This is a genomic window from Paenibacillus sp. JJ1683 (assembly GCF_053006485.1).
On sequence record NZ_CM129820.1, the window covers coordinates 4,893,411 to 4,912,143 of the forward strand.

The 18,733-nt window shown below is 46.8% G+C and carries 16 protein-coding genes; 1 reads left to right on the plus strand and 15 read right to left on the minus strand.

Annotated elements, in window-relative coordinates; all coding sequences use genetic code 11:
* Nucleotides 1-21: 21 nt before the first annotated feature.
* The 9 genes from ACUC6J_RS21165 to ACUC6J_RS21205 form a co-directional block, all read right to left on the minus strand.
* Nucleotides 22-1,212, minus strand: a complete 1,191-nt coding sequence (locus ACUC6J_RS21165) for an MFS transporter (protein ID WP_257126310.1) — start codon at nucleotides 1,210-1,212, stop codon at nucleotides 22-24.
* A gap of 48 nt (nucleotides 1,213-1,260) precedes the next feature.
* A complete protein-coding gene (locus ACUC6J_RS21170; protein ID WP_017425574.1) occupies nucleotides 1,261-1,833 on the minus strand; it encodes a TetR/AcrR family transcriptional regulator in 573 nt (190 codons plus the stop codon).
* 201 nt (nucleotides 1,834-2,034) lie between these two features.
* Nucleotides 2,035-3,336: a pyrimidine-nucleoside phosphorylase gene (locus ACUC6J_RS21175; protein ID WP_016820383.1), complete on the minus strand. Its 1,302-nt coding sequence runs from the start codon at nucleotides 3,334-3,336 to the stop codon at nucleotides 2,035-2,037.
* Between the two features lie 32 nt (nucleotides 3,337-3,368).
* Nucleotides 3,369-4,076 carry a purine-nucleoside phosphorylase gene (deoD, locus tag ACUC6J_RS21180; RefSeq protein WP_013373173.1) on the minus strand — a complete coding sequence of 236 codons (708 nt, stop codon included), beginning with the start codon at nucleotides 4,074-4,076 and terminating at the stop codon, nucleotides 3,369-3,371.
* 90 nt (nucleotides 4,077-4,166) lie between these two features.
* Nucleotides 4,167-5,351 (minus strand): phosphopentomutase, encoded by a 1,185-nt coding sequence (gene deoB / locus ACUC6J_RS21185; protein ID WP_180361613.1) that lies wholly within the window; start codon nucleotides 5,349-5,351, stop codon nucleotides 4,167-4,169.
* A 29-nt stretch (nucleotides 5,352-5,380) separates the two neighbouring features.
* Nucleotides 5,381-6,559, minus strand: coding sequence for a NupC/NupG family nucleoside CNT transporter (locus tag ACUC6J_RS21190; RefSeq protein WP_016820385.1), 1,179 nt, complete (start codon nucleotides 6,557-6,559; stop codon nucleotides 5,381-5,383).
* A gap of 75 nt (nucleotides 6,560-6,634) precedes the next feature.
* Entirely contained in the window at nucleotides 6,635-7,030 is a 396-nt protein-coding gene (locus tag ACUC6J_RS21195) for a cytidine deaminase (protein WP_016820386.1), read from the minus strand.
* A gap of 30 nt (nucleotides 7,031-7,060) precedes the next feature.
* A complete protein-coding gene (deoC, locus tag ACUC6J_RS21200; protein WP_044786291.1) occupies nucleotides 7,061-7,723 on the minus strand; it encodes a deoxyribose-phosphate aldolase in 663 nt (220 codons plus the stop codon).
* 210 nt (nucleotides 7,724-7,933) lie between these two features.
* Nucleotides 7,934-8,869 carry a sugar-binding transcriptional regulator gene (locus tag ACUC6J_RS21205; RefSeq protein ID WP_017425578.1) on the minus strand — a complete coding sequence of 312 codons (936 nt, stop codon included), beginning with the start codon at nucleotides 8,867-8,869 and terminating at the stop codon, nucleotides 7,934-7,936.
* A 275-nt stretch (nucleotides 8,870-9,144) separates the two neighbouring features.
* Here ACUC6J_RS21205 and ACUC6J_RS21210 point away from each other — a divergent pair, with 275 nt between their 5' ends.
* Nucleotides 9,145-9,558, plus strand: coding sequence for a chemotaxis protein CheW (locus ACUC6J_RS21210; protein ID WP_017425579.1), 414 nt, complete (start codon nucleotides 9,145-9,147; stop codon nucleotides 9,556-9,558).
* A gap of 56 nt (nucleotides 9,559-9,614) precedes the next feature.
* Here the strand turns inward: ACUC6J_RS21210 and ACUC6J_RS21215 are convergent, their stop codons facing one another.
* From ACUC6J_RS21215 to ACUC6J_RS21240, 6 genes are all read right to left on the minus strand, one after another.
* Nucleotides 9,615-10,733, minus strand: a complete 1,119-nt coding sequence (locus tag ACUC6J_RS21215; protein ID WP_016820390.1) for a slipin family protein — start codon at nucleotides 10,731-10,733, stop codon at nucleotides 9,615-9,617.
* A gap of 713 nt (nucleotides 10,734-11,446) precedes the next feature.
* Nucleotides 11,447-12,076, minus strand: coding sequence for a class I SAM-dependent methyltransferase (locus ACUC6J_RS21220; protein WP_016820392.1), 630 nt, complete (start codon nucleotides 12,074-12,076; stop codon nucleotides 11,447-11,449).
* A 42-nt stretch (nucleotides 12,077-12,118) separates the two neighbouring features.
* Nucleotides 12,119-15,043 (minus strand): glycosyl hydrolase, encoded by a 2,925-nt coding sequence (locus ACUC6J_RS21225; protein WP_250251319.1) that lies wholly within the window; start codon nucleotides 15,041-15,043, stop codon nucleotides 12,119-12,121.
* A 619-nt stretch (nucleotides 15,044-15,662) separates the two neighbouring features.
* Nucleotides 15,663-16,763, minus strand: a complete 1,101-nt coding sequence (gene ribD, locus ACUC6J_RS21230) for a bifunctional diaminohydroxyphosphoribosylaminopyrimidine deaminase/5-amino-6-(5-phosphoribosylamino)uracil reductase RibD (RefSeq protein WP_447249385.1) — start codon at nucleotides 16,761-16,763, stop codon at nucleotides 15,663-15,665.
* Nucleotides 16,760-17,524 carry a GTP cyclohydrolase II gene (locus tag ACUC6J_RS21235; protein ID WP_016820395.1) on the minus strand — a complete coding sequence of 255 codons (765 nt, stop codon included), beginning with the start codon at nucleotides 17,522-17,524 and terminating at the stop codon, nucleotides 16,760-16,762. Before ACUC6J_RS21235 ends, ribD begins: the two co-directional genes overlap by 4 nt.
* Nucleotides 17,525-17,607: 83 nt before the next feature.
* Nucleotides 17,608-18,705 (minus strand): FAD-dependent monooxygenase, encoded by a 1,098-nt coding sequence (locus tag ACUC6J_RS21240; protein ID WP_447249386.1) that lies wholly within the window; start codon nucleotides 18,703-18,705, stop codon nucleotides 17,608-17,610.
* Between the last annotated feature and the right edge of the window lie 28 nt (nucleotides 18,706-18,733).

The window sequence follows — 18,733 nt, forward strand, 5'->3', positions numbered from 1 at the left end:
TAGATCATCCATATTAGTAGATTACACGTTCAACGTGTTACGAGACTTTTTCTTATCCAGCACACTATACACCACAAAGATAATTAAATAAGCCGCAATCAGCAAAGTGGAAAATAGATACATTGTTTTATAAGAGGTTAATCCGGCAATCATCCCTAGAATCAAAGAACCGCCACCAATCCCCAAATCGAAAAAATTATAAAAGGAGCCTACAGCATCCTCTCGCTCATCTTCTCCGACTACACTGATAGCCCAAGCCTGTAAAGCTGGAAAAATAGCGCCAAAACTCAAACCATACAGCACAGCAGCAATTAAAAATTGTAGCTCGGTCCGTGATGAAGCCACCATAACGATGGCGACGATAAGCACAATTCCTGCGGGGATTAAGATATAAGCTGGACCTTTAGTATCAAAAATCCTACCGGACACCAGCCGAACGAGGAAGCTTGCCATTGCCACCGTAAAGAAGAACCAGGCCGCATTTGTAAAACCCTGCTCCTTGGCAAATAAGGCCACGAAAGACATCACTCCCCCTGCCACCACGCCAATTAGAAGCACAAGACCAGATTGCAGCAGCACTCTTTTTTCAAATAATTTAAATGGAACCTTCTTTTTGTCCTTTGCTGTATCTGCCGTCGTGGGGTTCGCAGAACGGCGACGAACCAATATGCTCATCACAAGCGACAGCAGCAAAATTATAGCTCCCGTGGAAAATAGCCCGCTAAAACCTGCCGCATGAAGCATCCATATGCCAAGCAGGGGGCCGACTGAAATCGCTACGGTTTCACCTACGCCAAAGTAGCCCATTCCTTCCCCCATACGATGAGGAGGCAAATCATCTGAGGCTGAGGTGGCATACAATGTGCTCGCAATACCAAATCCAAAACCATGTACTAGTCGAAAGACTAACAGCAGGACCAAACTGGTGGAAAGCATGTAGCTTCCCGTTGCCAGCATACAAATCACAACTCCAATAATCAGTACATATTTCTTGTCCAAAAGCTGGATCAGTGTGCCTGAGAATGGACGAATCAATATAGCTGAGCACATAAACACGCCTGTCACCAAGCCAATCTGTGACGGACTGCCGCCAAGACTTTCCACAAACAGTGGCAACGTGGGCATAAGCATTTCAAATGCCATAAATAATAGAGCGTTGGATATCATCAAAAATATAAAATTTCTGGACCAAAAGGTTTCTTTCATAGACACAACTCTCTTCCCCCAATACAATCATATTTACTTTAAAGGCTTAGATGATCAGACCTGAACCAAGCCGTGCCAGTAAATATCCCAGGAGCTTTCCAGACGCGGATCAAAACCAGCGGTGCCGTTGTACACCAGTTCTACCAGCATCCCTTCAATCAAATTCATATAGGCTATAGTGGCAGATTGAACTGGAACACGAAGCTTAACTGACGTTTCGGCTGCCAGCCGCTCATATACCAAGCTGGTTTTATGCTGTACATAGCGTGTGACCAAGGCCTGAACCTGGTTTTCCAACGCAGATGGAATCAGAAATCCGACATACAGAATCAAACGCAGATTCATGGCACTCTCATAGCGTTCTTTGAATTCAATAATCAATCCTCGCAGTACAGCTTCAAGTGATTGTTCAGCTTGAGCTTGAAAATAACGATCCAGCTCCAAAATTTCTTGGTCTACCGCATCCGCAAATATGTCTAAGAACAAATCGTCTTTGCTTTTAAAATGAGCATAAATAGACTGCTTTTTGATTCCTACCTCATCAGCAATCAATTGTAGGGAGGCGGCATCGTATCCCTTTCTCGCAAATTGCTTTAGGCTTGCTGTTTTAATTTTCTGTAGTGTCATGTGTTCCCTCCAATTACCTTACGAACGGTCGTCAGTTTATAAATTTAGTATAGTTCCCTCACTAGAATTTGACAACCGCTTTTTTAATTCCACCGCTCAGTTGCCTGAGCTAAGAACAAAAAAAGCCGGATGCCCTCTAATGTAGGGGCTCCGGCTCTATAACTGTTGATCTGCTAACGCCTTATACTATACAGCTACAGCTTACTCTGTCACCGTTCCATAGATCAGCACAGGAGCTTCCGCGTGATCCGCAATACGGATATTTGCGTAGATTTTCTCCAGCACTTGATCTACGTCTTCACGGTTGGCATGGATAGTAACCAGCGAATCGCCTTTTTGAACTGCATCGCCGACTTTTTTGTTCAGCATCAAGCCGACAGCCAAATCAATCTCGGATTCTTTGGTCGCACGACCTGCTCCCAGCAGCATCGCAGCGGTACCGATTTCGTCAGCCACGATTTCAGCTACCACGCCGTCCTGCTTTGCAGGTACTTCAATAAGATACTGCGCCTGTGGCAACCGTTCTGGATGATCCACTACAGAAGCGTCGCCGCCCTGATTTGTAATAAACTCTTTAAATTTCTCCAGTGCTTTGCCGTTACGAATGACCTCTTTGAGCTTCTCTTCAGCGTCTTCGAGAGAGTCTGCTTTCCCGGCCAAAAATACCATCTGACTGCCCAAAGCCATACACAGCTCTTCCAGATCTTTGGGTCCTTCGCCGCGCAGCGTATCGATCGCTTCTTTAACTTCCAGTGAGTTCCCGATAGCCAGTCCCAACGGTTGGCTCATGTCGGAAATAACCGCCATAGTCTTGCGACCCACATTGTTCCCGATGCTTACCATGGCATGTGCCAGTTCTTTGGCATCTTCTACTGTTTTCATGAATGCCCCCGCACCTGTCTTGACATCCAGTACGATGGCATCAGAGCCGGCAGCGATTTTCTTACTCATAATCGAGCTGGCAATCAGCGGAATCGAATTTACCGTTGCTGTAACATCACGCAAAGCATACAATTTTTTATCCGCAGGAGTTAGGTTGCCACTTTGTCCGACGACCGCAATTTTGCTGCGATTCACCAAATCTACGAATTCATCCTTAGTGATCTCCACGTGAAAGCCTGCAATGGCCTCCAGCTTGTCGATCGTTCCGCCCGTGTGCCCAAGGCCGCGACCTGACATTTTCGCTACTGGAATGTCTAAGGCTGCTACAAGCGGAGCCAGTACCAGTGTGGTCGTATCACCCACACCACCAGTGGAGTGCTTATCTACCTTTACACCTTCAATTGCGGACAAATCAATCGTATCTCCTGAATGAACCATTGCCATGGTCAAATCAGCACGTTCCCGTTCGTTCATATCTTTGAAGAAAATAGACATCGCCAATGCACTGACCTGATAATCAGGAATTTCACCCTGAGTATAGCCTTGGATAATAAAGTTAATTTCCTCAGTGCTCAGTTCTTTTCCGTCACGTTTTTTTTCAATCAAGTCTACCATTCTCATATGTCATTTCTCCTCACTGTGCGTATGATCGTTTACAGGGATACTGCTGTATCCAGTGCAACTTCCATCATTTCTTTAAACGTGGTTTGCCGTTCCTCTGCCGTCGTTTCTTCACCTGTCAGCAAATGATCACTTACCGTCAGAATGGTCAGTGCGTTTACACCAAACTTGGCTGCCAGCGTGTATAAAGCCGAAGTCTCCATCTCCACACCCAGCACGCCGTATTCCATCAGCTTTTGTACCACTGATTTGTCATCACGGTAGAAGCTGTCTGAGCTGAATACGTTGCCGACATGCATGTTCAAGCCTTTGGCAACACCGCGATCATAAGCACCCTTTAAGAGAGGGAAGCTGGCAATCGGTGAGAAATCATAGCCGCCAAAGATATGGCGGTTCATGCCGGAATCTGTACAGGATGCCTGTGCCAAAATGACGTCACGAACGTGCACATGCTCCTTCATTCCGCCGCAAGTACCCACACGGAACAAGTTTTTCACACCATACTCGCTAATCAGTTCGTTGACATAAATACTGATGGAAGGCAGCCCCATCCCGGTTCCCTGTACAGACAGACGTTTGCCTTGGTACGTTCCCGTGAATCCGAGCATTCCGCGTACCTCGTTGTAGCAGGTCACGTCCTCCAGATACGTTTCAGCGATAAATTTCGCCCGTAGCGGGTCTCCTGGTAGCAAAATCGTTTCTGCAATTTCTCCAGGTTTGGCTCCTATGTGTACACTCATGTTTTTATTCCTCCGTCCCATTTGTCCATGCTCATATTGTTACTCATATCGTTACTAATCATCCTGCCTGCACTCTTGCTGGCGTCTAGATTACTGAAGCTCTGCCAAAAAGCTAGTTCCGTGTTCAGGCAGTTTTACACCAAAGTTATCCGCTACGGTCGCCCCAATATCCGCAAACGTCTTGCGAACCGCCAGTTCCTTGCCTCCAGCAGCAAAACGAGGGGAATATGCCAGCAAAGGCACATATTCGCGAGTATGATCCGTTCCGCGATATGTTGGGTCATTCCCATGGTCTGCGGTGATGATCAGCAGATCGTCATCATTCATTTTGGCGAATACCTCGGGGAGACGGGCATCGTAATCGTCCAAGGCTTGACCGTACCCCTGCGGATCACGGCGGTGGCCGTATACAGCATCAAAGTCCACCAAATTTAAGAAGCTTAATCCGGTGAATTCCTCGTCCAGCGTAGCCACCAGCTTATCCATGCCGTCCATGTTGGACACTGTGCGCACTGCTTTCGTTACACCCTCGCCGTCATAAATGTCAGAGATTTTACCCAAGGCGATTACATCCAGACCTGCATCCTTCAGCTCGTTCATTGTGGTACGACCAAATGGCTTGAGCGCATAGTCATGTCGATTGGAGGTACGAGAGAAGTTCCCTGCTTCACCTACGAACGGACGGGCAATAATTCGACCCAGCATGTACGGATCTTCCAGCGTGATTTTACGACAGAACTCACAAATCTCATAAAGCTCCTTCAAAGGTACAACTTCCTCATGTGCCGCAATTTGCAACACTGAATCTGCTGAGGTATAGATGATGAGTGCACCTGTTTTGACGTGTTCTTCGCCCAGTTCGTCAATGATTTCCGTGCCACTGGCTGGCTTGTTGCCAATAACTTTACGACCTGTATGCTCCTCAATGCGCTGGATCAGCTCATCTGGAAACCCATCCGGGAATACACGGAAAGGAACTGCAATATTCAACCCCATGATTTCCCAATGACCTGTCATTGTGTCCTTGCCGTTGGAGGCTTCCTGCATTTTGGTGTAATATGCGAGTGGCTTATCGGCCACCGGTACCCCTTCTATGGAACGAATGTTGGACAGACCGAGCTTACCCATATTCGGCATGTTCAGACCGCCGCGTTCGCGCGCAATATGACCGAGTGTATCTACATCATAATCATCAAACTGGGCAGCATCCGGTGCTTCGCCGATACCAACCGAGTCCATAACGACCAAGTGAATCCGTTTAAATTTAGACATCATAAAAATCCTTTCCTGATTCGCTGTTTTTTTTACAAAAACAACCCTGCAATCGTTGCCGACAGCACGCTAACCAGCGTCGCTCCGTACAACAGCTTCAGACCAAAACGGGCCACTACATTTCCCTGTTTTTCATGCAGACCCTTCACAGCCCCAGAAATGATACCGATGGATGAGAAGTTTGCAAAGGATACGAGGAATACCGATACGATTCCGACCGTACGCTCGGACAAGCCTGTTTGCTTGGTCAGATCCAGCATGGCCACAAATTCGTTGGATACGAGCTTGGTAGCCATAATGCTGCCCGCCTGCACTGCCTCATTCCACGGAATCCCCATAACAAAGGCGAACGGTGCAAACACATAGCCAAGCAGCGCCTGAAAGCTGATCCCAAACAACCAGGAGAAAATACCGTTAACCATGGCAATCAGCGCCACAAAACCGATCAGCATCGCAGCTACCGTAATAGCAACCTTGAAACCATCCATAATATACTCCCCGAGCATTTCGAAGAAGGACTGCTTCTCTTCCTCTTGAACCTCCAGTAAATCGTCTTCCTTCTCAATCTTGTACGGATTAATAATGGAAGCGATAATAAAGCCGCCAAACAGGTTCAGCACCAATGCGGTAACCACATATTTGGGGTTCAACATTTGCATGTAGGCTCCCACAATCGACATGGACACCGTAGACATCGCAGATGCACACAATGTATACAGCCGATGTTTTGGCAGCAGACCAATTTGCTTCTTAACGGAAATAAATACCTCGGATTGACCCAAGATAGCCGAAGCTACAGCGTTGTAGGATTCCAGTTTACCCATTCCGTTTACTTTGCTCAAGACAAGCCCGATATATTTAATAATGAAAGGCAGCACTTTTACATATTGTAAAATCCCAATCAGTGCGGATATGAACACGATTGGCAGCAGTACACCGATAAAGAACGGTGCTGCTCCTTCATTCGCAATTCCGCCAAAAACAAAGTTAATCCCTTCCATAGCATAACCAATCAGACTATTAAAACCTTTTGCAAAACCTTTGACTAGAATTTCACCAATCTCTGTATTCAGCAGTACGAAAGCAAGCGCTGCTTGCAGAACAACCATAACTATCAGCGGACGATACCTGATTTTACGTTTGTCACTGCTGGCAACGTAAGTAAGTGCAAATACAACGAGCAATCCCACCAAAGCGATTACATATTTCATTTCAATTCCCCCTCATTACATTAAGCGCTTACATTGCCCATAAAAAGAATGCGCCCCAAAGAGGCATTCTTTTTTTTATTTCCCCAGATCCGCAGGTCGAAAGGCACCCGGCAGTAATTGATCCACCGTCCACTCTTCCGTATTGCCATGAAGGTTTGTCAGATAAATTTTGGTATCTTGATGAGCAAATTCGGAAATGACCTGACGACAGGCCCCACATGGAGACACAGGTCCTTCCGTATCAGCTGCTACCGCAATCGAATCAATTTTTCGGCAGCCTTCGGATACCATTTTGAAAATCGCTGTCCGCTCTGCACAATTACATAAGCCGTAGGAGGCATTTTCCACATTGCATCCGTGATAAATCGTGCCATCGCTCCCAAGAACCGCAGCACCCACTTGAAAATTCGAATACGGAACATATGCCTGATTACGCGCCTCAAGCGCTTTCTGAATCAATTGATCCTTCATCGCGAATCCCTCCATGACTTTAAAATAAACTTAGTAGGAAGATGTTGATTGCTCGCCCTCGATGATTTTCACACCGGAACTTGCACCGATCCGACTTGCGCCAGCTTCTACTAATTTTTGCACGTCCTCCAGGCTGCGTACGCCGCCAGAAGCTTTAACACCAATATCAGGTCCTACTGTTTTGCGCATCAACGCTACGTCTTCCACAGTAGCTCCACCTGTAGAGAAACCCGTCGAAGTTTTCACAAAATTTGCTCCGGCTTTGACGGACAGCTCACACGCCAGTACCTTCTCTTCGTCTGTCAGCAGGCAGGTTTCGATAATTACTTTTACCAGTGTACCCGCAGCCGCTTCCACAACCGCACGGATATCCTGCTCAACGAGCTGTACATCACGCGTCTTCAAAGCGCCTATGTTAATTACCATATCAATTTCAGTTGCACCGTTAGCAATAGCATCTTTGGTTTCGAACGCTTTCGTTGCCGATGTATTGGCTCCCAGTGGAAATCCGATAACCGTACAAATAGCCACGCCTGTGCCTGCGAGCTGTTCGGCTGCATAAGCTACCCACGCCGGATTCACACATACGGAAGCAAACTGGTATTTTTTTGCCTCAGCAGTCAGTTTTGTAATTTCATCCTTCGTCGCATCTGCACGCAACAATGTATGGTCGATTAATGCTGCAATGTTCATATCTAAAGGCTCCTTCATTTAATAAATAGTGTGAAGAAAATGAATCGATTATTTCTCTGTGATGAGATCATCATAGCACGACTCTGAACATATGTAAAACACATTTTGAAATTATGTTCACGCTTGTACACAGGCCGTTCACCTACAATTCATGTTACCCTGTAGGCACACTCCGTAACCATGTTTAATTGGAATTGAGACCCACAGGTTCTATTGCAAAAGTGCTTGTGCTGTAAACTGATCCGTCACCAAGATATTCGCATACTTGCCGCGCAGTGATGCCCGAATGGCCTCTACTTTGCGCTGGCCTCCAGCTACAAGGATGGACTTCTCCTTCTTTCGCAGCTCAGGTAAATCAATTCCAACGGTACGGCTGTTGATTTCCTGACTGCATATGTTGCCCTCATCGTCAAAAAAGCGTGAACAAATATCGCCCTTGCCGATTTTTTGCAGCAGCTTCTGCTCTTCATGGTTAAAATAGCCTAATCGGAACAGCAGCGCATCCTCCTTGACCGTCCCCACCGTAAACACCGCAATGTTCGCCTGCTTGCCAAGTTCAATGATACGCTGGATATGCCGATCCTCCTCGACCATTTTCTTAACAGCTTGACTGTCGAAAATCACAGGCAGCGGCAAATACCGAGCGATGGTGTTAAAGGCTTCTGCGAACAAATTTACGGTTTCCACGGCATAAGTGTTGACATGTGAATGGCTTACGCCTCCTTTGAGCTGAACCACCTCAACTCCCTTGACCTGCTTTTGTTGGAGATGAAGCGCCACCGCATGCATGGTTGTTCCCCATGTCACTCCAATAATATCAGCATCCTGTACCGTTTCATGCAAATAGTCGGCTGCTTTTTTGCTAATATGCTTCTTGATCTCCTGATATTCATTTAATGGCGAATAACAGACCAGCACGGTATCCAGCCCGTATTTCTTCTTCACCTGCTCTCCGAGCGCGTCCATATCCTCCATGGGGTCCACAATACTGATCCGCACGTATCCCTGTTCCTTGGCAGCCTGAAGTAACCGCGATACCGTAGGCCGTGAAACTCCGAGTCTGACCGCGATATCCTGCTGGCTATAGTCGTTCAGATAGTATAATCTGGCTGCCTCGATACTTAACCGCTGCTTTTCATGATCCATTCTACCTCAACCCGCTTATCTTAAAATGTAGTGCATCGGACACGACCTCAGCTCCAAACATTATATATGAAGGGAAATTCGAAGCCACGCCTTGTCCGGTTGGTTGTTATTTTGGAAGATTTAACTGCTCGTTTGTGATATTCTGTGATTAACTAAAACCATTTTACCGCATCCTCCACTTTATCGTTCCGTCTGTTAAAACGCAATAGTTAACCCAATTTATCGCTAGTTCACAACTTGTGATGGACTTATCTGAATATGTAAGGAGAATTGCTATGTCTGAATATATTGTGTGCAGTCTGGCGGACAAGAAGTTCGCGTTAAACTTTCTGGAAGTCGAAGAAGTCATGAATGCCAAAAAAGGGACACCGCTCCCCTTTTCCGAGGCGTGGCATGAAGGAATGGTGACCATTCGTGGCGATGTATTTACAATCCTTAACCTACGCAAGAAACTGTTTCTCCCCGCATCAAGCGACTCCTCCGAGGACAAAATGATTTTGCTCAGTCGTGCGAAGATTGCCCTGCTTGTCGATCAGGTGGAGGATACGGCATCTGCTGAAGACAGTCAGCTACAAAGCAATGAGGAAGAATGGCAACGCGAATTGTTTCCTACTGTGATGGAGCATCGGGGTACTCTCATTCCGGTGATCGATATGGACGCTTTTCTCGCATCCACCAAGACGAATTAAAAAAATACTCCCGAACCTTGAGCCAGCTTGCACTCATCGTTCGGGAGTATTTTCCGTTATTGGAGTCCCTGCCCCTCTTTCATATGAACCAACGTGTTTAGCTGCTCCAGCAGCGTATTTCCGCCAGTCAGCGATATCGTACCAATCTTCTCACAGATTTTTTCCATGAATTCCAGCTCTTTGAGACGATAGAGGGTGGAGTTTTCGTCCATCAGCTTGGCCGTATTGAGCAAACTACGAGTGGATGCCGTCTCTTCACGTCGTGTGATGAGGTTGGCTTGTGCCTTCTTCTCTGCCAATAGCACCGTATTCAGAATATCCTTGATATCCCCCGGCAAAATAATATCCTTCACCCCTGCGGATGTAAAAGTAACCCCATATTCACCGCTCTGCTCATTCAGTCGTGTCAAGACATATTCCGCGATCTCCTGCTTCATTTTCAGCAAATCATCCAGCTTCATTGTGCCCACGTATTCACGCAGCAGCAGTTGAAGCATAATGTATATTTGTTCCTCGTATGCTCTGAATTCCAACGCCCGTAGCGGCTCAATGATCCGGTACTGACAGACGAAGTTAAGACGCAGCGTGATTTTGTCTTCAGTCATGATTTCCTGCCCCATCAGGTCCATCTGCTGCTGTCGCATATCTAATGTTTTGATCTCTGTATTCACCGTGGACAACCAGAAATAATATTTGCCTGGTTTCAGTTCACCTTGCAGCACATTATCGTAATACAAAAAGCCCAATTCATGACTGGCCACCTGAAGGGCTTTCCAGAAGCCCGGTGTCTTGGACAAGAATGCTTGCCCCAAAGCCTTATCAATGGCAGGCTGCCGGGTATCTGCACGAACAAAACGATGCTCCTTGAGCATGTTCCAAAATGCATATTTCCCGGCTGTCAGCAGCTCTACAAACCGATTATCCTCATAATGCAGCACATATTCATGATCCTCTACATCGATGACAGTCAATTGCTCCAGCAATAGAGGATCTGTCAAAAACAAACGAATATCATGATCTGGTACAAAAAATGATTCGGCTACATTCAAAATTTCAACAGCTTCCTGCTGAAATGTCTTCAATAGGTAGGTACCTGGGAGCAACAACTTGTGGTAGCTTCCTTTTTTGAACAACAGTCCGCGCTCATCGGCTTTAATCGTTATCTTCTTAAACATCGTATCACTCCTAGTATTTAAAATCCTCAACTTAAAAATAGGCTTCTTCGTATGTATGGCGGCTCCACGTTCTTCTTCAAGTTCAAATGGACCGCTCCACTTATTCGCACGTTGAGTTAAAACACATTTTTAAAATGAGGATTTTTTATTTTTATCTGTTGTAGTGGGTTAGTGACCCTTGCAGAGCATCCCTCCGTGTGGAGGGCGGGGCCAAGCTTAAGGAAAAAGAAAGGAGCCGCCTGTTCCCGTGTTTCGGGGATGGAATTCACCAGCCCAACATCGACTGTGAATCCGTATTCCTGTAGCCTCGGGTCCTGTCGGCGCTTGCTCTCTCCGGTATCCGCTGACCGCATAGCCATCGCTCCGGCATCTGTCATCAAGACCAGACATGGGATGCTCTTATCGGGGTCTTTTCATTGTTTTATTCGTCCATTCGAATACTCTACCAAAAGTCGCTTGGAAGGCGATTGGGAATCGAACCCTAATTGTTGGTGGATACATCAGATTTACAGGATACCTGATCCGATTAGGGCAGGCACTGCGGGACCTTTGGAAATCCTCGCCTCGGTAATATCTCCCTGTATCAGCCTTTATCATTATTGCGCACCCTTGCACTCACGAACATGGCGAAAGTATTACGACCCCATAAAAAACAAAAAAAGACACGGAGGAAGCATATGTGCTTCCCTCGTGTCGTTCTCTCACCATTCACCTTACAGCTCTTTGTGACATTTGACCATGATAAATTTGAATGGAGGTTTGCTTTCCATATTTTTATGTGGCTCAACAATTTCCGAAATTTCTGTTAATCCATATTTTCCGAATTCTTGTTCTACCGAGTCAGCATCATAAAAAAACATGTTTACCCCTTCCATGATCTCGAAATAGTCTTTACCTAGCTGCTTTCCCTTTCCAAACATCGGAGCTTCCTTTGAAATAGTCGTAAAAACCATATATCCATTTGGCTTTAGCTGATGATAGCAATCCTTAATAAATTTCTCTCTCTCACTTTTATTCAATAAGTGAATAAGCGCATAACAAAATATGCCGTCATAAAGCTTGTTATCAAAAGGCATATCCATTACGGAGCCATGAAAAATACTGATATTGAGCCCTTTTTGTCTTGCCAAATCAATCGCTGTTTTTGAAATCTCAATACCTGTAACATGTATTCCGTTGTCCATAAAAACCTTGGCATTTCTACCATATCCAATACCAGGTATCAATATATTCTTAACGTTCTTTTCAATGAAAAAGTCCTTGGTCAGAATTGCTGAGTCTGAAGGTTCAAAGCCCCACATCATTTGATTTTCTATAAAACTGGATTCCCAAAATTCTGTCATACCTTTATCTCCTCTATAATTATCATATCCATAATTTCGAATTTATTCAGGAGCAAGCCCGGGCTGGAACGTGTCCAACGCCTCGGTCGCGGAAATTTCGGAAACCCCTGTCGTTGTAGAGGCCGTCTGGTGGGTATAGCTGAATGAAGGCGTCTCATATTGCAATCCCGCCTTTTCATAGGTGAACCAATAGCTGACAGCCTTTCCGATGGTGAGGTCTTTAACCCGCTGCTCCCAAACACCGGCGTTGTTGGTCATCCGGTAGTTGAGCTGTTGCCCACCTGCTAAAGTATAATGCACGTCAACATAGACTGAGGCTGTTTTGGGGGTAAATTGAATCAGTGCTTCACGATCGCTGACAAAGCGGGCCCGTACGGTGTAATCTTCCGTTTCTCCGCCACCCTCATTGCCGCCAGATGCTGCCTCCGTAGTTACCGATACAGCACGACTTGCCGCAGACAGGTTACCGGCTGCATCACGAGCCTTGACGGTAAAGCTATAAGCGGTCGCTGCATTCAGTCCTGTAATTGAAGCGGAAGTGCCGTTTATCTCAGCCGCCTGAGTCCCGTCCTTATACACGATATACCCCGTTACGCCAACATTATCTGTAGCTGCCTCCCACTCCAGCGTAACCGCCGAAGCCGTTTTGGCCGTAGCTCGCAGATTGGCCGGGCTGGTTGGGGCCTCTATATCAGGTTGTGGATTGCCGCCGCCGTTTCCATTTCCGATATTAAAGCTGTTCGGCTGCACGGTAATACTATGTCCATCTGAAAAGGTTACTATTTTCTCTTGGTTGGTAAAGTTGTAGGCCACATAGGTTTTTACACCGTTCTTATGAAATACGGCATAAATAGGTGAATTGGCAGTGACGCTACGGTCGATGTTGCCAACAGCATCCAAGTTATAAATCCAGTGGTAGGCATTCGCCTTGGAATTCCCAGCTTCCGGTGTCATCGCCGCTACGCGTGCACTGAATTTGGCCTTGGCATCGGACGGGTCCGAAATCGCTCTGTACATATACACGATATCTTCCCACGGACTGAAATTCCCACCGCTTTTTTGCAGCAGATTGCTAAAATTTTTAGCCGCATATTCCGGATATTGTGTCAGATACAAGGAAGCAGAAGTAATCGGCAGCCAGTTGATGCCATGCACCTCTGCGGGGTTATTGGTCCACCATGTAGCATTCCCCACCGTTTTACCACCCCAGATCATACTTGCCGTCGCACTTTGCATCCCTGAAGGGGTGTTTGTACCTTGTACATCAAACCAGTATTCGTTAATCGCATTCACTTCCGTTGTATATAGATAGATGCCCAGATCACGAGTTTGGGTATTTCCCGTCGCCTCGCCCCATAAAATCAGACCGGCCCAAGCATTCATCGCTTCCGAGGAGGATTCATTGTTGTTGCCGTCGCCAAATTTGGCATGACCGGAAGCCCAGGTGTGGCCGGCATAGGGATCAAAATTACGTAAATACGGAAATTTAGAATCAGACCTGTCTGTATTGGCAATGTCGCGAATGAGCAGCTGCACCATCTGCCCCCATTGTGAATTGGATGCCCAGCTCTTGTCCACCCGTGCAATTTCGGCCGCAGCCTTAATAAAGTATCCATAATGGAAATGATGGTCATTTAATTCTACCGCGCTGCCAAAGCTGTCGGGATAACCGATTAATGTCCCCCAATTGCTATTGTACACAAATAGGTTCGAGCTTTTCAGGTTTCCTGAGCTGTCGCTGGCCTTAAACCAGTCCTGTAGCCGACTTTTAATCTCATTGCGGAACTGGCTCGCTGCTGCGGTATTGCCCACCTGGTCAGCAATTGGCGCCAAGGCTGCCAGCTTGCCCAAACGTTTTCCAGTCCAGTACGTGTCACCATCGCCAGAATAGACTTCCGCTTTCGCTTCGTCTATATAACTATTCAGCTTATTTTTATCATAAGACCCCAAATCGGGCAAAGAAGGGAGCACGCCTGTAAACTTCATCTTCGTTTGAAAAGAAGCCCCTTCCGCTGTTTTCATCAGACCACGTACAGAATTGTACGTATAGCCCAGTAGAGATTGTGATGAGTTTTTCCACTGATGTGGATATAAGGCAAAAATAGTACCCGCTTGTGTACCTTGTTTTGCGGTTGTTGTAACGGTAAAGGTGGTTGTTACCTCGGAAGAGGCTTCGTTGTAGCTGTACTGTGCTTTGGAGTCTGTAACAAAAGAATAGGCATATTGCTGAAATTTGTCCAAGGTCGCCGTTGTATTGTCAGGCAAAGCCGCCACTGTAAAATAGTTTTTCCCGTTCAATTGATTGATCAGAGTACTCGTCCCAAGACCAGACCAGGTGCTGCCGGAAGGAGCAAACAGACCATAGTGTGAGCCATTGATCGTAATGCCAAGCACAGGAGAACTAGCGGAGCCAGACCAGACCTTGGGTACCTCATTGAACGAGAGCTTGGGATTGCCGCCGCCAAACTCAAAAAAGACATAAGGAGAGCCATGTCCATAGGTAGCGCTCATTTTGTTGCTGCCGCTTTGAAATAACGATTTGACAAACCAGTCATTGAAGGCATCCACCTTGGCATCCGGAAATGAAGCGCTTTCAGAATGACCAATGGTAAAATCATTCACATCATCCATCCAGCCTGCGATGTACCCCGGATTGACCGTAATTTTACCGCTTGGGTTAAAGATGCGCAGACCGTTTTGCTGATTTTTCAAGGCAAGTGGATGCGGATATTGAGCCTCGGAGTAGGGCACCCAGGCCAGACTGCTCCACCAGTCGTTAGTAGGCATTGGGCTAGTTACATTCGCTGTCTTATAAATTTCGTTTTGCGGGGTAGCTGCTCCGGCAGGTAGTGTGGTTGAATAGGAGCCTGTGCCTTGTGTGACCTCACCCGAAAAGGCTTTAGTAGAAACCGGTGCAGCTAAACATATCAGACTGGCACTTAACAAGCATAATATCATTTTTTTCACAACCAACATCCTCCTTTGAATTCTCTTATCCCTTTCCCTGCAAGGCTTTTCCCTTTTCTTCCAAGCTGAATTCAACTTCATTGTGCTTGATCTCTATTTCCAGGTCAATCCTTATATTTCTAAAATCTAACTAAACGAGGCGAAAGTCTCTAAAAATACACAAGAAACCAGGACGAAAAACCCAAAAATTATGTCATTTTGTATTAAGTAATTATGTCATTTTGATTTCACCCCATAAGACGTTCACCTTATGAGTTATTCACCCCATTAACCATTCACCCTACTAACCGTTTAGTATATAAAAAAAGACCCTCCAGGCCCTTAGCCCTTCAGATCCTCTGTTCTTTTGAATTTATAAGTTTTTGAATCAATGAGTTTGAGCTTTTAAGTGTTTAGTTTCTCCTGCCCTTCCCATGCTCCACACCATTTCGAAAAATGAGTGACTTTGCGGTGGGCAGCAGCGGAGCGGAGGGGTTGAATCTGGAGAAGCGGAAGCGTTCGCCTTTGCAGTGGGATTCTTACCTTTAAATCTCTTATACAATCGAAGAATCCCACTGCAACAGCGATCGGAAGATCAACCCCTTCGCGGAGCCTCCTTCTCCACCCAAAAACAACTCACTCATTTTTCCCACTCAAAATACCCTTCTATTTTCCAGTCCACACCAACCTGTGTTACGCTCAAATCCTGCAAGGCCACTGCATCGCTCATCGCAGACACGCCCTCTCCCCCGAGAAAGCCCGGGGCTGCGCGCCCTCCAACCAGCTTCGGCGCCATATACAGCACCAGCTTGTCTGCCAGGCCTTGCTGCACGAACGAAGCGTTCACCTCGGCCCCACCTTCCACGAATACGGACGAGACCTCCTCCGCCCCCAGAATGTCCAGCATTTGCGGAAGGTTGACCCGCTCACTGTTTTCATCCTGTGTCGGATAAACCTTTATACCGAGCTGTTCCAGCTGGCTTCGCTTGCCTTCATCATAAGCCCGCCCTGTGAATATCCAGGTCGGCGCCTCTCCATCTGTAATGACACGAGCATCCAATGGAATTCGAAGCTTACTATCCAGAATGATACGAATCGGATTCCGTCCTTCTGGTAGACGAGTCGTAAGCTGAGGATTATCATGAATCACGGTCTGTACACCGACCAGGATGCCTACATGCTCGTGACGAAGACGATGCACATCCTCCCGTGCAGCCTCAGATGTGATCCACTTGCTTTCAGAGGTTCGAGTTGCAATTTTACCGTCCAGCGTTACTGCCGATTTGATTGTAATAAAAGGTCGCTTGCTCACGATATATTGATTGAACACTTCATTCATGCGGATGGATTCCTGCTCACATACGCCGACAATGACCTCAATGCCCGCATCTTTCAAAATCTGTACCCCTCTGCCTGAAACCAGCGGGTTCGGGTCCAGTGCTGCAATGACCACCCGACGAATGCCTGCCTTCACAATCGCTTCCGCGCATGGGCCTGTCCGGCCGTGATGAGAACACGGCTCCAGCGTTACGTAGATCGTCGCTCCCTGAGCGTGTTCCCCCGCCATACGCAAGGCATGAATCTCGGCATGTGGCCCACCAGGCTTCAAATGAGCGCCGATCCCAACGATACGGCCATTGTTAACAATGACTGATCCGACGAGCGGATTCGGTTCTGTTTGCCCTTTGGCACTTCTGGCATTTTCCAGTGCCAGGCGCATATATTTTTCGTGAGTGTTCATAGAACCTCCCTGAGATCGGAATCCCGCAAATGGCCGGATCGTTCTACTTTTGTATTCAAGTACCGTTCATTATATTGTGACACATCGCCCCAGAGCGGCATACGTCCCGCCACATTCATACCCGACTTCTTCAAGGCATCCAGCTTTTTAGGGTTATTTGTAATCAGAGTTACTGGTTTTTGTCTCAGATGTTGAAGCACACTAATGGCATCCGCATAATTGCGTGTATCATCTTCAAAACCCAACTGATGGTTGGCTTCGACGGTATCCATGCCTTCTTCTTGTAGAATATAAGCCATGGCTTTACTAAACAAACCGATTCCGCGACCTTCATGATTTGCCAGATAGAACAATGCACCTGTTCCATGTTCCACAATCATTTTCATCGACTGGTGGAGTTGAAATCCGCAATCACAACGCTTGCTACCAAAAATATCTCCAGTATGACAAATACTATGCATGCGAACTAATGCATTTTCGGACTGTTGGAGATCCCCGTACACCAATACACTTGATTGTTGTCCCTCCGCCAAGTTCAGTGTGGACAATCGCTTCACGATCGTCTCAGCATTGGCATTCAGTAAGTTCTGGCGATCTTCCTCGTCCCGTACAGGTAGCCAGCAATACCATTGAAAAACAACCGTTTCCCCTTCTAAATTAACTGGCAGCTTGATCGGTCCTACCAAAATTGTCGAGGATTGCTCTCCACGAACAGTTTGAATTTTATCGTTAAGTAGCGTAGCTACATCTTTAATATTCATCTCTCTGCACCATCCTTTATATAAACTCTATATATGAAATGCCTCACATTTCTCAGGCTAATCGTTGTTGTCGGGGTTTTATATCATTTAACTATGTGTAAGAAATGTTCATGAAACGTGGACTCCAAGATTAGTTGACGCTCCTGAAGCTCGGTGACAGCCTGCCGTCGTCCATCTTCGAAAGCCTTCAGGTCTTCTGCGGTATATACCTGCTGGCGTAAACGAAGAAGCTCACTGGCCAGCACATCGGCATCCTTCAAAGCAGCGTTTAAGCCAAAAGCTCCCGTAGGTGTCATGGTATGCGCCGCATCTCCAATCAGGACCAGTCCACTCTGTGCCCATGTGTCACTGCGGCTGCTGAAAATATCCAACGCTACGAAGTCCTTCCATGAATGAATGTGATCATGCACACTATGCTTTAAATCTGGAAAAGCCTCCGTAAACAGCTGTATAAATGGTTCAAAAGATTGCTTAAACAGGGTGGAAAAGCTCCCCTCCTCCACATTCCAGCCAATTTGAATATAGCCCTCAGCCTGCGAGAATAAAGCCAACTGACCTCCGTTGACCAGAGCCAGACGAGTGACGGGCTCCCACCCGGCAGGTGCCGTGATTTTGGCCCATAGCAGATCATAACCGTGGCGAATGTTCGTCACAGGCATCTGCGCCAGCTTGCGCACAGTCGAATAGCGTCCGTCTGCCCCCACAATCAAAGAACTGTGAATCGTAATCTCATGACCGTTCTTATCGCGGGCCGTCAAGCCCCTGTACCCCTGCTCGCTGTCACCCTCCAACGCAGTCACAGTTGTACCTGCCAGGTAACGGAAAGACTCGTAGGTGGACGCCTGCTTGAGCAGAGCTTCCAAAAATCGAGGTTGTGGAATATGCACCCCTACATTACCATGGATTGAAGCTGGCTCAACCGTCTTGACCTGCTGCTGATGCTGCCAATATTCGATTCTTGTGGAGGCGAGAATATGATCCTCATGAATTTGTTCGAGCAGTTTATGTTTGCGGATCACTTCCTGACCCTCATCGTTTAAAATTTCACCGCGGAAAGCCTTTCCGGGCACGCTCTGCCGCTCAACCAATATCGTTGAAACACCCTGCTCCGCCAGTAGACAGGATAACAAAGTCCCTGCGGGTCCCCCTCCAACTACGCACACTTCACATTCCAGCTTCATCCGACTTCCCCCTGCACCCAAACCATAA

Excerpts from the sequence above, each read along its gene's own strand:
- ACUC6J_RS21170 (WP_017425574.1), bottom strand. The coding sequence starts at position 1,833 with ATGACACTACAGAAAATTAAAACAGCAAGCCTAAAGCAATTTGCGAGA.
- ACUC6J_RS21175 (WP_016820383.1), bottom strand. The coding sequence starts at position 3,336 with ATGAGAATGGTAGACTTGATTGAAAAAAAACGTGACGGAAAAGAACTG.
- deoD (WP_013373173.1), bottom strand. The coding sequence starts at position 4,076 with ATGAGTGTACACATAGGAGCCAAACCTGGAGAAATTGCAGAAACGATT.
- deoB (WP_180361613.1), bottom strand. The coding sequence starts at position 5,351 with ATGATGTCTAAATTTAAACGGATTCACTTGGTCGTTATGGACTCGGTT.
- ACUC6J_RS21190 (WP_016820385.1), bottom strand. The coding sequence starts at position 6,559 with ATGAAATATGTAATCGCTTTGGTGGGATTGCTCGTTGTATTTGCACTT.
- ACUC6J_RS21195 (WP_016820386.1), bottom strand. The coding sequence starts at position 7,030 with ATGAAGGATCAATTGATTCAGAAAGCGCTTGAGGCGCGTAATCAGGCA.
- deoC (WP_044786291.1), bottom strand. The coding sequence starts at position 7,723 with ATGAACATTGCAGCATTAATCGACCATACATTGTTGCGTGCAGATGCG.
- ACUC6J_RS21205 (WP_017425578.1), bottom strand. The coding sequence starts at position 8,869 with ATGGATCATGAAAAGCAGCGGTTAAGTATCGAGGCAGCCAGATTATAC.
- ACUC6J_RS21210 (WP_017425579.1), top strand. The coding sequence starts at position 9,145 with ATGTCTGAATATATTGTGTGCAGTCTGGCGGACAAGAAGTTCGCGTTA.
- ACUC6J_RS21215 (WP_016820390.1), bottom strand. The coding sequence starts at position 10,733 with ATGTTTAAGAAGATAACGATTAAAGCCGATGAGCGCGGACTGTTGTTC.
- ACUC6J_RS21220 (WP_016820392.1), bottom strand. The coding sequence starts at position 12,076 with ATGACAGAATTTTGGGAATCCAGTTTTATAGAAAATCAAATGATGTGG.
- ribD (WP_447249385.1), bottom strand. The coding sequence starts at position 16,763 with ATGAACACTCACGAAAAATATATGCGCCTGGCACTGGAAAATGCCAGA.
- ACUC6J_RS21235 (WP_016820395.1), bottom strand. The coding sequence starts at position 17,524 with ATGAATATTAAAGATGTAGCTACGCTACTTAACGATAAAATTCAAACT.
- ACUC6J_RS21240 (WP_447249386.1), bottom strand. The coding sequence starts at position 18,705 with ATGAAGCTGGAATGTGAAGTGTGCGTAGTTGGAGGGGGACCCGCAGGG.